10 protein-coding genes are annotated in these 13,447 nt (G+C 44.5%); 5 read left to right on the top strand and 5 right to left on the bottom strand.

Going from position 1 to position 13,447, the window contains the following annotated elements; all coding sequences use genetic code 11:
* Positions 1 to 31: 31 nt before the first annotated feature.
* On the bottom strand, positions 32 to 1,108 hold the full coding sequence (locus ACMVP2_RS28755; RefSeq protein WP_416866166.1) for a CDP-glycerol glycerophosphotransferase family protein: 1,077 nt from the start codon (positions 1,106 to 1,108) through the stop codon (positions 32 to 34).
* 134 nt (positions 1,109 to 1,242) lie between these two features.
* The gene (locus ACMVP2_RS28750; protein WP_416866165.1) at positions 1,243 to 2,061 is read right to left on the bottom strand and encodes an alpha/beta hydrolase; all 819 of its coding nucleotides are present in this window, start codon (positions 2,059 to 2,061) and stop codon (positions 1,243 to 1,245) included.
* Positions 2,062 to 2,235: 174 nt separating this feature from the next.
* Here ACMVP2_RS28750 and ACMVP2_RS28745 point away from each other — a divergent pair, with 174 nt between their 5' ends.
* Complete coding sequence (locus ACMVP2_RS28745; protein ID WP_416866164.1) at positions 2,236 to 4,554, top strand: ATP-binding protein; 2,319 nt, start codon at positions 2,236 to 2,238, stop codon at positions 4,552 to 4,554.
* Positions 4,555 to 4,628: 74 nt separating this feature from the next.
* Here the strand turns inward: ACMVP2_RS28745 and ACMVP2_RS28740 are convergent, their stop codons facing one another.
* The 3 genes from ACMVP2_RS28740 to ACMVP2_RS28730 form a co-directional block, all read right to left on the bottom strand.
* Positions 4,629 to 6,824 carry a sodium-translocating pyrophosphatase gene (locus ACMVP2_RS28740; RefSeq protein WP_416866163.1) on the bottom strand — a complete coding sequence of 732 codons (2,196 nt, stop codon included), beginning with the start codon at positions 6,822 to 6,824 and terminating at the stop codon, positions 4,629 to 4,631.
* A gap of 230 nt (positions 6,825 to 7,054) precedes the next feature.
* Positions 7,055 to 7,765, bottom strand: coding sequence for a GTP cyclohydrolase I FolE (gene folE, locus ACMVP2_RS28735; RefSeq protein ID WP_339792644.1), 711 nt, complete (start codon positions 7,763 to 7,765; stop codon positions 7,055 to 7,057).
* Entirely contained in the window at positions 7,728 to 8,135 is a 408-nt protein-coding gene (locus ACMVP2_RS28730) for a 6-carboxytetrahydropterin synthase (protein WP_339792643.1), read from the bottom strand. The genes folE and ACMVP2_RS28730 overlap by 38 nt, the downstream gene beginning before the upstream one ends.
* Positions 8,136 to 8,278: 143 nt before the next feature.
* Between ACMVP2_RS28730 and ACMVP2_RS28725 the strand changes: the two genes are divergently transcribed.
* The 4 genes from ACMVP2_RS28725 (at position 8,279) to ACMVP2_RS28710 (ending at position 13,354) form a co-directional block, all read left to right on the top strand.
* Positions 8,279 to 9,730 carry a phytoene desaturase family protein gene (locus ACMVP2_RS28725; protein WP_416866162.1) on the top strand — a complete coding sequence of 484 codons (1,452 nt, stop codon included), beginning with the start codon at positions 8,279 to 8,281 and terminating at the stop codon, positions 9,728 to 9,730.
* Positions 9,731 to 9,832: 102 nt separating this feature from the next.
* On the top strand, positions 9,833 to 10,489 hold the full coding sequence (locus ACMVP2_RS28720) for a phosphoadenylyl-sulfate reductase (RefSeq protein WP_416866161.1): 657 nt from the start codon (positions 9,833 to 9,835) through the stop codon (positions 10,487 to 10,489).
* Positions 10,490 to 11,413, top strand: coding sequence for an SDR family oxidoreductase (locus ACMVP2_RS28715; RefSeq protein ID WP_339792638.1), 924 nt, complete (start codon positions 10,490 to 10,492; stop codon positions 11,411 to 11,413).
* 315 nt (positions 11,414 to 11,728) lie between these two features.
* On the top strand, positions 11,729 to 13,354 hold the full coding sequence (locus tag ACMVP2_RS28710) for a PKD domain-containing protein (protein WP_416866160.1): 1,626 nt from the start codon (positions 11,729 to 11,731) through the stop codon (positions 13,352 to 13,354).
* The last annotated feature ends 93 nt before the right edge of the window (positions 13,355 to 13,447 follow it).

Here is a 13,447-nt window from a genome sequence, read left to right as displayed (position 1 = left end):
GCTGGATTGGTGAACAGGTAGTTGCCCGGTCTTAAACCTGCACCAATGATGTGTCGGTATGCAGGTTATTTTCTTGCAGCACCTTTACAATTTCTTCGGCTGCTCTGTCGGCTGCTTTTCCATCGAGCGCATAGAAGAATTTCTTATTGGCTGCTTTCCGGGCCGCCCCAAGGGTGTCGTTACTTAACGATTTTTCAATGGCAATTTTTGCCTCGTCAAATGATTGGACGGAGATGCTGATGGAGCTAATCAGCTCCTTGATGTCTTCAGTTAATCTGGTGCCTGTATCCACTTTGAAGGAGACGATAGGTTTGTTGAAGGCACAATACTCGCCAATGATGCTACTGGTGTCCGAAACCAGAACGTCGGCCAGCATCAGGTAGGGAACGGTATTGTAGCTGTCAATGTAGATGATGCTCTTTTTGCCACGTATGTTATCCGTATATCGTTTGCTCATAAACGGATGAAGGGTCACCATCACATTGTAGGTATCGCTCAGCTCTTCTATCCTTTCATGCCACAGGTGGATAGCCGACATGCCCGACTTGTCCCAGGTGGCGGAGAACATCACGGTGGGTTTTGCTGGATCCAAATGCAAAGACGTCTTTAGTTCCTCAAGATAGGCATCGTCAATTTCACCGTTAAAAGCTTGATCCAGTTTCGGGCAACCAATAGCTACTCCGCATTTTACACCAATTTTTTCTGCCATCAGCATGTGCTCCTGAGAGGTCATAAAGAAACGCTGAAAAACATTGTACTTTTTGGCTTTGATGAATTTTTTGAACTGGTACACACCATGCGCCATTCCTATTTTGATCACATTGTCAATGGGAAATTCGTGCATGGCATGTCTGGCCATTATAACGACATCAGGAAAGGAGGGCCAGGATATGGCTGCCACCCCGAGTGATTCGAGCTCCTTTTTGATATGGGCGTTTTTTGCAACAATTCGGGATTGGGGAAACTTTCTTATGACAGGCTCCATAATAAAGTAGTCCATCATTTCTCCTATGTAAAAATCTATGACAGGGTCACTTGGGTCAAATAGTTTTTTGACTTTCCAGAATAGGTAATAAGGGGATGTGAGGAGATACTCCGATAGTTTCATGAGGTGCCAAAATGCATCAAATGTTATGCAATTTCAACAATTATTTAATATCGAAACCTTGAACGGAAATTTTGATGGCGTTTTTCCGGGAAAGTAAAACCGTTAGCTGTGTTTATCCAGCAGGATTCGAAGGGTTAGAACAGGAAAAGTACTGCACTGGGAAACTCCCTTTCCCAAAACCATATTTTGTGTTCGCCATCTTCATGGATGGTGAAGTTTACATTTTCAGATGGGATGTACTTTGTGAGTGCTTTGAAAAGCGTCTCATTGTCTGCCGGAAAATTCACTTCGCTGTTGAGCTCGTTTTTTCCAACAACACCAAAAATCCGAGCGTCTTGCATAACGAGCTTGTGGCTCGCCTTTGAGAACACAGAGTCAGCGTTGAAATGCAGAGCTGCCGAAAAAAGAGCTGCCTTTCCAAATACCTCGGGATATTGGGTAAGCCCATAAAATGCTGCAAGACCTCCGAGGCTCGCCCCCATAATAGCGGTGTTGGAGCGGTCTTCTTTCGTTCTATACAGGCTATCGATGTTTGGCTTTAGCGTCTGAACCATAAAGTCCAGATATTGCTGACCTTTCCCACCCGCTCGCAACGAAGGGTTGGCATAAAGGCTAAATTCATCTGCTCTGGTCTCCTCATTGCTTTGAATGCCTACCACAATCACTCCTTCAAATCCTTCTTTCTCAAGTGCTCGCAGGTTTTCATCCACATGCATTTCCTGCGTGTACCCTTCAGGCTTTTCAAAAACCCATTGAGCATCCTGAAAATAAACTACCGGATATTCCTTTTCGGTTGTCTGGTAGTCGGCAGGAAGATAGAGCCAGATTGTCTTGGTTATGTCCAGCTCAGGGCTGTACAAGTCAAAGGTGAGATAGCTCTTCTTATCCTCCTCGTCCTTGCAGGAGGAAAGCAGCAGAATCAATGCAAGACAGGGAAATACAAGTTTTTTCATAAACTTCATCACTACAAGATTAACATCTTCTCTTTATAAGTCACTTATTTTTCCGAGTTTAATGTTTGAAAAAGTTTGTGAAGTGCACACAGTTGAATGGGCTATGCCGGGGTCAGTTGCTAATGACGATAACAAACTTGTACATTTAAGGTTATACAGATTAGTAAAGTATAGATGTCTTCTTTCAAAGAACCTTCTTACAATTTTTTCTCCTTCCTTAGGAAACAACGGCTCAAGGTTATACTTACCGTGCTGATATCACTGTTGATTTTGGTCGTTGGTGCTATTTTAAGTGTATGGACTTTTTATCAAAACAAAAAGACGGTCACGGAAAGGGTCATTTCAAATGAGCTTCCTGTGTTGGTTGACTATGCTGCCGTTCGGTTTATGGAGAATGTCAGCGAATCGATTCATGTGTCAAAATATTTAGCCAACAGCCCATTTGTTAAGGACTGGCTCAGAAACGAACAACCTGATACCACGCAAATTCTCAGGTACCTGGACCAAATTGGAGCAAGCGAGAATATTGTTAGCCTTCACATTATCCCAGTTGAAAACCCGGTTATTATTTCAAATCATTGGCCTCGGAGAAAATTGACCGACGCTGCAGATCCTTTTTTTAAGAAATTCCTCAATAGTGACAACTTTCGGGAGTTCAACATAGACATCAACAAATACGTGCGGCAAAAGCAATTGCTTTTCTATGTCAACAATAAGATTATTGGGGATGATGGTAGCGTGCTGGGGCTGGCTGACGTGGCCATGCGGCTTGATAAGTTTAGTTCGGTGATTACCTATGATAGCCTTGAGTTGATTGGGCAGCTTTACATCGTTGACCGCAGCGGCACCATCAAACTTCACAACGACACTACCAGGATTGGGTATAGCAGTTCTGTTTCAAATGGATCCAATATTAAAAATGAACCGGGCTTGGGTGAAATAGCAGACGACATACTCAGTGGCAAAGTGTCCATCGCTGAGTTTCAAAGGGAAGGAAAAACTATCCTATTGATGACAAGGGTTTTACCTGAATTTGACTGGCTTGTTGTTGCTGAAATATCTAAGGAGGACTTTATGGCTCCGTACCTAAACATGCTCTGGAAGAATTTGATAATGAGCATCTTAGGGGCTGTGCTAAGCGTAGTGCTGGTGGTGGCTATTACTTCCCGATGGGTAGTAAGGCCTCTTATGCTGCTGAAGAGCGGCCTGATCAATTTTTTTCTTTTTTTGAACGGTGACCGAACCGGTTACGAAAAGATATCGGAGAGAGGAAGCCGGGAAATGAGAGACATGGCCCATGAAATAAATGGGGAGGTCGATAGGATCAAGTCTAATCTTGAAAAGGATCAGGCGCTGATTATGGAAATGCAGTTTCTTATCGAGCAGGTGAACAACGGCGTTTTTTCGGTAAGACTCAAAGAGCATGCGGCAAACCCCAGACTAAGGAGGCTAGGAGCCGACATTAATCACATGCTTGAGTTGCTGAGAGCAAAGGTTGGTGACAACCTCAACGAGACCCTAAAGTCGCTACAGCAGTATTCAAACCTTAATTTTTCGGACGCCTCAAAGAATAAGAATCTGGGTGAGCTTGGAGCACAGGTTCATAGCATGGGCACGGCGCTCGAGAATGCGTTGCATGAGATTAAGTCACAAAATAAGGAGTTAAAAGAAAAACGAGTCAAAGTAGACGAGCAGAATAAGTTTATCGAGTCTCGCAACAAGGAACTGAGCAATGTGAATGCTCAAATCAACCTGATTAACTCAAAGCTGGAAACGCTGGTTGAGGAGAAGACCCTTAACCTGCAAAAAGCTTACCGTGAGCTGGATACATTTCTCTACCGGGCCTCACATGATTTGAGGCGCCCTTTAACGACTTTAAGAGGGATTGTCCAGCTGGTTGAGGATAGAAATACTGACGAAAAAGTAGGAGAACTCTATGAGTTGATTGATAAGGTCATCAGCGGGATGGACAGCATGCTTAAGAAGTTGATTGCTATCAGCTATGTTTCCAGCACCGAATTAACATTTACTCATCTCGACAGCGACTCGTCTGCCAAACTGGTCGAAAAGGTTTTGAGTGGTTTTCAGGACAGGCTGACTGATTATGGCACAAAAGTGACCGTAAATATTGAGCCTGATTTAGGCTTTAATGCCAGCGAAGATTTGATAGAAAGCGTGCTCACGAACATCGTAGAAAACACCCTGATATTTTCCTCAAAAGTAGAGCCGATACTCGTAATTAGCTTTACCGGGGGATCTAAAGATCATGTACACCTTACTGTAGAAGACAATGGCGTGGGCATTCCCCAAAATGTGCAGGACAGGTGCTTTGATATGTTTTTTAAAGGCAGTCAGTTATCGCAGGGAGACGGCCTTGGCTTGTATGTTGTAAAGAAAATAGCTGACAGGCTGGGGGCCGCTATCGTGCTCAAGAGCCAGGTTGGTAAGGGCACCACTATTGTGGTGAAGTTTCCAAAGGAGCACACAGAATAAGGCAAAAAAATGACCCGTGCCTCTTTCTGGTACGGGTCATTTCGTTTCTTGTATAGCTTTTGCGAGACTTGGTTTTACTTAACCTTTTCTAGTACTTTCTCCACCTTCACGCTGATCTCTTTTGCAGTTTGCTCATTGAGCTGCTGGTCTATCGATACAGTATGAGGTTTTTCGGAAATATGTGGCGCAATGATGAGCGCCACAATAGACGTAAGCTTGATAAGAATGTTCATTGACGGCCCGGAAGTGTCCTTGAAAGGATCACCAACAGTATCACCAGTCACTGACGCTTTGTGCGGCTCAGAGCCTTTGTATTCCATCTTGCCATTGATTTCAACGCCCTTTTCGAACGACTTCTTGGCATTGTCCCAGGCACCACCGGCGTTGTTTTGAAAAATTCCCATCAATACACCAGAAACAGTGATGCCGGCTAGCGTTCCCCCGAGTACTTCAGGGCCAAAGCTGAAACCAACAATGATCGGAGTCAGCAGGGCAATGGCACCGGGCAGCATCATTTCACGAATGGAAGCTTTGGTTGAAATGGCTACGCATTTGTCGTATTCTGGCTTTCCTTTGTACTCCATAATGCCAGGAATCTCTTTGAACTGACGACGCACTTCGTTCACCATGTCCATAGCGGCACGACCCACGGCAGCAATGGCAAGGGATGAAAATATGAATGGGATCATTCCGCCCACGAACAAGCCTGCAAGCACATCAGCTTTGTAAATATCGATTGAGTCGATTCCAGCTACACCAACAAATGCTGCAAAGAGGGCAAGTGCTGTAAGGGCAGCCGAAGCGATAGCGAAACCTTTTCCTGCTGCTGCGGTAGTGTTACCAACTGCGTCCAGGTTGTCGGTGCGTTCACGAACTTCTTTAGGAAGACCACTCATTTCAGCGATACCTCCGGCATTATCTGCAATCGGGCCAAAGGCGTCGATGGCAAGCTGCATGGCTGTAGTGGCCATCATACCAGCCGCCGCAATGGCTACTCCGTAAAGACCGGCAAATGAGAACGAGCCATAAATGCCGGCTGCAAGAATCAGAATAGGTAAAACTGTTGATTCCATTCCGACAGAAAGCCCACCGATAATATTGGTTGCATGGCCTGTGGAAGACTGCTGAACAATTGAGTTAACAGGCTTCTTGCCCATGGCTGTGTAGTACTCCGTCACGATGCTCATCAAGGCGCCAACCACAAGGCCAAGCAGGATGGCGTAGAACACATCCATGTTTGTGAATTCATAACCCCGGATGGAAAGGCTGGCAGGTAGCATGTACTTTACCAGGAAGAAAGAACCGACACCAGTCAGGAAGATAGATGACCAGTTGCCCATGTTCAAAGCTGCCTGAACACTGGAAGTTTCACTTTTGATGCGGACAAAAAATGTTCCTACTATGGAGAAAACAAGCCCCATACCGGCAATGATCATTGGCAGCAAAATGGGAGAGAACCCACCGAAAGCATCGGCAGAAGCGTCAATTTCTTGTCCTAATACCATGGTAGCAAGAATGGTGGCCACGTAAGACCCGAAAAGGTCAGCGCCCATACCTGCTACGTCACCCACGTTGTCACCCACGTTGTCGGCGATTGTTGCGGGGTTACGAACGTCGTCTTCGGGAATGCCAGCTTCAACTTTGCCAACAAGGTCAGCGCCTACGTCAGCGGCTTTGGTGTATATACCACCACCAACACGGGCGAAAAGAGCGATAGATTCGGCTCCTAAAGAAAAACCAGCTAACACTTCTATAGCAGTTTTCATTTCGAGGCCTGTAGCCGCAGCCCCTTCGGGCACGAAAATCTGAACCAATACAATGAACAGTGAGCCAAGGCCCAATACAGCCAGACCAGCTACCCCAAGGCCCATAACGGCACCGCCGTTAAAAGAAACTTTCAAGGCCTGGGCAAGGGAGGTTCTGGCGGCTTGGGTGGTCCTCACGTTTGCCTTTGTGGCGATGTTCATACCTACCCAACCAGCAAACGCAGAGAGAACGGCACCTATTACAAAGGCAATAGCGATGGTAGGATGAGAATCAGGAACAAGCGTGCCTGAATAGGCCAGCAGAATGGCGGCAATTACCACGAAATAGCCAAGCACTTTCCACTCTGCTTTCAGGAAAGCCATGGCACCGTCGGCGATGTAGCCAGCCAATACCTTCATGTTGTCATCACCCGCATCTTGTTTCGATACCCAAGACGATTTCATGATCATAACGATCAATCCTAAAATCCCCAGAGCAGGGACTAAATACACTATACTGTTCATGGTCAGTTTTTAGTTCAATGAAAAGTTGTTAGTCCTTAAGATGTGTTAAGGCTCATTTCAGGGGCGCAAAAATAGCTGAGTAAATTGAAAAAATTTAATATAATCGGATGATTTTTGAAGAGATGCTATTTTCCATGTCTGGATGGATAGAAGATATTGCTATTCACCCGGAATTTTAATTGCCAAGAACTTTTGCCCTGCAAACACAACAAACCGACAGAGCTGTTTACTTATTTACCATTGAGATTGTTGGGCGTATTGATGTAATTCAAAAATTCCTTTTTAGTGTTTTCATCTGAAAACTTGCCGCTGAAATGTGCTGTGCCGGTTCTGCTATTAGTGTCGCCCACCCCACGTGAAGAAACACACATGTGCACGGCATCCACTACAACCCCTACATTCTCTGTCTTCAAAATCTTTTTCAGCTCATTGGCAATCTGCACAGTCATTCTTTCCTGTACCTGAGGTCTTTTTGCATAGTACTGAACAATCCGGTTGATTTTGGACAAGCCAATCACCTTTCCGCTGGAAATGTAAGCCACATGAGCTTTACCATAAATAGGGACAAAGTGATGCTCGCAATACGAATAGAAGGTAATGTCACGCTCTACCAGCATCTCGTTGTACTCGTATTTGTTGTCAAACAGCTTTGCCGTAGGCTTATTTTTGGGGTTTAAGCCGCTGAATACTTCCTTAACATACATTTTAGCCACTCTGTTGGGAGTGCCTTTCAGGCTATCGTCAGTGAGATCCATGCCAAGAATGTGCATAATCTCCCTGAAATGCTTGGCAATAAGCTCCATTTTGAGATCGTCGTCCATCTCAAAAGCATCCGCTCTCAACGGAGTTTCATAGGAAGTAGCAACGTGATCGTCGTCCAAATCATCTATGTCCAATGCCTGGCTAGGCTGGGTACTCAACAAAGTTTCTTTCCGTTTCATATAGGGTAATTTTTAAATCAAGTTTGTGGTCAATCCTGGCTCTCAGCAAGTCATAGATCACGATGGCAATATTTTCAGCAGTGGGATTTAACGAGCGAAACTCTTCCACATCGACATTTAGGTTTTTATGATCAAATTTTTTTGTTACGTGCTCCTTTACCAAATCGCTTAATACTTTCATATCAAATACGTACCCTGTTTCAGGGTCAGGCTCTCCTACTAGTTTTACCACCAAATCGTAATTGTGTCCATGGTAGTTGTCATTATTGCACTTCCCAAAAATCTTTCTGTTCTTTTCCTCACTCCAGGCCGGATTGTTGAGCCTGTGTGCCGCATTAAAATGTTCTTTTCTATAGACTGCTACCTTCATTGAAAAGTGTTTGAAATTCTATAAACGTTTATTTGGTAAATAAGTGCAATAATTCCTGTTAATAGAATCAATTACTTAGCAAACATTATGAAGAGTCAACTTGTTTAATTTTTTGAGCAATATATTAAACAATACTTCAGGGCATGGAGAATAGATTTGATGCATGTGTGGTGGGAAGCGGAATGGGTGGTTTAACAAGCGCTGCTCTGTTGGCTCAGAAAGGACTAACAGTGGCTGTGCTGGAGCAAAATTACCTACCTGGAGGATGTACAAGCTCATATTGGCGTAAGGGTTTTGTTTTTGAAACTGGTGCCACCACACTGGTTGGGCTGGATAAAGGGATGCCGTTGAAGTATCTGTTGGACAAAACAGGTATCCACCTGCCTGCCAGAAAGCTTGCTTTGCCCATGCAGGTGGTGTTGGCAGATGGAACAATCATTAACCGCTATGAAGCTATTGAAGACTGGATAAAGGAGGCGGAACGGATTTTTGGAAGCAAAGGCCAACGCCCATTTTGGGAGTTTTGTTACGATGTCAGCCGGTTTGTGTGGGATGCCTCACTTCGATTCAGGGAGTTTCCCCCTTCATCCTTTTCTGATCTGGTAAAATTGGCTTACAGAGCACGCATAACTGATTTTAGCTATGCGAGATGGAGCTTCTCATCTATGGCCGAGCTTCTGCAAAAGCATGGGCTTGACCAAAATGAGCGATTTGTTGCATTCGTTAATGAACAGTTGCTCATTACCGCTCAAAATCGGATGGGGGAAGTGAATGTGCTGTTTGGAGCAACAGCCCTTTGCTACACTAACTATGGCAATTACTATCTGGATGGAGGTATGGTCAATCTTGTTAACCCCTTGGTAGACTATATTGAAAGCATGGGTGGGGTAGTAGCCTTGAGGTGTCGGGCGGAGAAGATAACAACCGCCGGTGAGAGATACATCATTAACTCTTCAAAGGGCATTTTTGAATCGAAATACGTAATCGGCGCAATCCCAATCAATAATCTCCGGGAAGTATTTCCCCAAATTCAGCGAAATGAAGCAAAGGACATGCCATCAAAGATGCTAAATAGTGCCTTTCAGCTTAGCATAGGTTTCAGGCCCAGGAAACACTTCGACGCCATTCATTACCAGATTCACCTGCACGCACCGTTAAGTGGGATAAAATCCAAAAGCATTTTTTTAAGCTTAAGCCACCCGCTTGACGAAACCCGTTCGGATGTGGAAGGCCTGATGGTGGCGTCGGTCACAACGCACATTCCGCACCCCGGAGGCACTGAAATTGCCAGCGATATTTTGGAAAAGGAAATCATCGACACCCTCGAGCACCATGGTTTTCTGAGGCGAAAGGACATCGTTTACAAACACAACTCAGGGCCAAAGGCGTGGGAAAAGTGGACAGGAAGAAAATGGGGTTTCGTGGGTGGCTACCCGCAATACATGAAAATAAGGCCATGGCAAATGCTCAACGCCAGACTTGGACCGAAAAGAGCCTACCTGTGTGGTGACACTGCTTACCCGGGCCAGGGGATTCCGGGGACAGTGTTGAGTGGCATAATTGCGGCTGAAAAACTTTCCAGGGATTGGCTCTGAATTTTCTTCTATACAAACATTTTTTGTATTAATCTTGCTTTCTCATACGCTTTCGGAATTTTTCACCGGGAATGAGGGTTTCACTTTTTAAACTATAAGGAAGTGACTTTTCAAGAGCTAGAAACAAAAATTAAAGAGTATAAGGCAGAAGGGAAGAAGTTGTTTACAACCTCTTCTTTTCAAACGCACAGCCTGGTAATGCTGCACATGCTGAGCAGAATAGATAACTCGATTCCCGTCTATTTTATCAATACCGGCTACCTTTTTCCAGATACGATAGCTTTTAAGGATCAGGTGGCTAAAGAGTTCGGAATAAAAGTGCTCGATGTAAAATCAAGTATGCCAAGAAACATGCAGGTAGGTAATGACGGCAAGCTGCTATTTACGAGTGACCCGGACTACTGCTGCTATATCAATAAAACGCAACCAACCGATGCTTTGCTTCAAGAGCACGACATCTGGATCAATGGCGTAAGAGCTGACCAAAGCGCTGTAAGGGCAGCTATGAAAGTGGAGCAACCTGCGCCGCATAATACGTTTCGTTTCCATCCGATGCTGGACTGGAATGCAAAGATGATTTTTCAATACATCAGGGAGCACAATTTGCCGAGGCATCCCATGGACGCCAAGGGCTATATGAGTATAGGCTGTGAGCCGTGTACCCGTAAAATGGATCCTGAAATGCAGGAACGTGAAGCCAGATGGTTTGGGATGAAAAAAACAGAATGTGGTTTACATACTGACCTAATCAGTAAATAGATGCGAGTATTAATTACAGGAGGAGCCGGGTATATTGGAACCCAGGTGGTAGGGAATTTGTGCCAACAGCCGGAGGTTGAGAAGATCATCGTGTATGATAACCTGAGCAAGGGCAATTTCAATTTTTTCTTTGGTCAAAAGTACCCTGGTCATGAAAGGATAAAGCTGGTCTCGGCTGAGTTGCTTGACAGTAGAACCCTAAGGAAGCACCTGAAGGAAGTGGACGCTGTGATTCATTTGGCAGCCAGGGTAACCACACCATTTGCCAACACCGACTCACACTTTTACGAACAGGTAAACCACTGGGGAACCGCCGAGCTGGTGTATGCTGTGGAAGAGCTGGATAACGTAAAGAAACTCATCTACACCAGCAGTACCGCCGTTTATGGCGCCAGTGAGGAGCTTGCCACCGAAAGAGCCGACACTGATCCGTCTACGTTTTATGGTATTTCAAAGCATAGGGGAGAGGAACATGTAGTTCGATTGGGCACAAATAAGGATGCGGTTATACTACGATGTGGTAATGTATACGGCTACAATAAGAGTATGAGGTTCGATGCCGTCATCAACCGGTTTATGTTTGATGCCAACTTTGGCAATCGGATCCAGATTTTTGGCAACGGCAAACAAGCCAGGGCTTTTATACACGTGACGCACGTAGCCGAGATTATCAAGGAGACTTTGCTGAAGCAAGTGCCTTCCGGTATCTATAATGTTGTTGATAAGAACTTGCCCATTCTGGACATCGTGGATGCCATGAAGGAGATGTTTCCCGAACTTGAGTACACTTTCATTAACCAGCACATTAGCCTTATGGAATTAAAAGTGAGCCCTGAGACTCTGCTGGCTGATTATATCAACATGCCTCACCCGGAAAGCCTGAGGCAGGAGCTACTTGAATTCAAGGAGAAGTTCTCTTTTTAATCGCCATGGATTTCTTCGTTTGCAGACAACCTAAAGCTGGATTTAATAGTATTATGATCGCTGATTTCTTGTGGATCATCACATTGTAAGGTAATTAACAACAGACTGTCTCATTCAAAATTTTCGGAAATTTGAATGAGAAATTGTCATTGTTTGCTAAGGCCTTCGTTTTGATTTTTAGTCAATAATTTTTTATCCCAGTCATTGGTTTAATCCAATTTTATATGGGTAATAATGATTTTTTTAAGTAAATCGTAGATTGAAACATGGCTTTGAATCTCTGATTTCAAAACACTGACCAAATAGTTGAAATAAATGCGGATAAATTGTATTTCAAAAAGCCATTTCGGGTTCTCGTTAATTACGTGGTTGGGGCTGGTAACTTTCCTTTTTGTTAAGAAAAGAGTTTTTCTTACTGGAATTCTAGCTTCCGTAGTTGTTTTTGGGCAGGCCCAAAACAAGATAATTTTCTCCGACTCTAAGGTAAGTGCAAAACACCACGTTCCGGCAGGATCTCCGCTTGGGAAGGTGGACAAAAGAAATATTTCTTCGGTTCAGAAGAATAACGAATATGGAGTTAATAGTATTTACGATGAGCATGGACCTCTGGTAGAGCCAGGTGAAGGGCGACTTTTTTTTAGCAGAAGTAACCACCCCGACAACGTTGGAGGCACCAAAGACGCCGAAGATATTTGGACTGCAACCTGGGATCCAAAGACACATACTTGGACAAAGGTTGAGCGCCTCCCACCGCCTCTGAACAACAGAGGGCCTAATTTTGTCACCTCCATTACAGTCGAAGAGGGAGTCATTAATTTGATTTTGGGTAATACTTACGACAATGGAGAGATTTCAGGCGAGGGACTTTCCTATTCCGAGCTTCGCAATGGCAAATGGACTACCCCTGCCAATTTTACTATAAAGGGTTTCAAGAATAAGTCCGGATACGCTGACTTTTTTGTCTCTGAGGACGGCAAGCACATGCTAATTTCTGCGGAAATGGACGACTCAAGGGGTGGAAGAGATATTTATATCAGCCACAGAGTAAGTAAAAAGGCATGGGATACGCCGATCAACCTTGGTGTCCTGAATACACCCGGAGAAGATACCTCTCCATCGTTTTCTCCAGACGGTCGATTCCTCTTCTATTCCTCTGACGGTCAGGAGGGCTACGGTGGCCTCGATATCTTTTATTCAGTTAAACAAGGAGACAATTGGAACGAATGGTCAGGACCGAAGAACCTGGGTAATCAATTTAATGACCGGCATGACAACAAGCACTTTAGCCTCCCTCCAATTGGCGAAAAGATATACTTCGTCTCCGGCAACGAGCAGGGAAATCAAGATATTTACTCATTTGTCACCACGTCGGAGGAGTTGTACTCGGAGCTGACTGGTGAGGATATCTGTCTTGCGGAAAAAATCTTCACTAACGAAAACGCATTTTCACACAGACTAACCTGTAACCTCTGTGTCGATTTGGAATACCAGTCTGAGAGTAATAATGGAGACGTAAAGTATCGCTGGGACTTTGGCGACACTTTTAGCGGAGAAGGACGATCAGTAAGCCATTGTTATGATACTCATGGCACCTATGATATAAAGCTATCAATTTTGGAGGCGTCCACGAGCCGAACAATCTATGAAATTGACCACGAGTATGAACTGAACGAGTTTCTGGAGCTAAAGATAGACGAAGAAGTGCCAGGAGTTATCAATCAAGCTTCCAGATTTAAATCTCATTTGGCGGGAGCATATCCGGCCAATGCCGAGTTCTATTGGGATTTTGGAGACGGTTACTTTGCGTGTGGCAATGAAGTGAGCCACACTTATATACTTCCAAATGACTATGAAGTGAGGGCACTGGCTTCCTTTCAATGGCAGGGTAGGGTGCGGTACCTGATGACAAGTACGACGGTATCGATAAAGATGAAGAATTAATGACAGCCTTGGAGGCCAGCTCCTTGCGTCGATGAATCTTTCCACTTTTACACAAATATAGAAGGTATTTCCTGTGTCTATTATTTTTTAGCA

The sequence above is a fragment of the Imperialibacter sp. genome (assembly GCF_048007035.1).
Taxonomy (GTDB): Bacteria; Bacteroidota; Bacteroidia; order Cytophagales; family Cyclobacteriaceae; genus Imperialibacter.
The sequence above is the reverse complement of the archived record's forward strand: the minus strand, read 5'-3'. Positions and strand labels throughout refer to the sequence as shown.

Excerpts from the sequence above, each read along its gene's own strand:
- ACMVP2_RS28750 (WP_416866165.1), bottom strand. The coding sequence starts at position 2,061 with ATGAAAAAACTTGTATTTCCCTGTCTTGCATTGATTCTGCTGCTTTCC.
- ACMVP2_RS28745 (WP_416866164.1), top strand. The coding sequence starts at position 2,236 with ATGTCTTCTTTCAAAGAACCTTCTTACAATTTTTTCTCCTTCCTTAGG.
- folE (WP_339792644.1), bottom strand. The coding sequence starts at position 7,765 with ATGAAACGGAAAGAAACTTTGTTGAGTACCCAGCCTAGCCAGGCATTG.
- ACMVP2_RS28725 (WP_416866162.1), top strand. The coding sequence starts at position 8,279 with ATGGAGAATAGATTTGATGCATGTGTGGTGGGAAGCGGAATGGGTGGT.
- ACMVP2_RS28755 (WP_416866166.1), bottom strand. The coding sequence starts at position 1,108 with ATGAAACTATCGGAGTATCTCCTCACATCCCCTTATTACCTATTCTGG.
- ACMVP2_RS28715 (WP_339792638.1), top strand. The coding sequence starts at position 10,490 with ATGCGAGTATTAATTACAGGAGGAGCCGGGTATATTGGAACCCAGGTG.
- ACMVP2_RS28710 (WP_416866160.1), top strand. The coding sequence starts at position 11,729 with ATGCGGATAAATTGTATTTCAAAAAGCCATTTCGGGTTCTCGTTAATT.
- ACMVP2_RS28740 (WP_416866163.1), bottom strand. The coding sequence starts at position 6,824 with ATGAACAGTATAGTGTATTTAGTCCCTGCTCTGGGGATTTTAGGATTG.
- ACMVP2_RS28730 (WP_339792643.1), bottom strand. The coding sequence starts at position 8,135 with ATGAAGGTAGCAGTCTATAGAAAAGAACATTTTAATGCGGCACACAGG.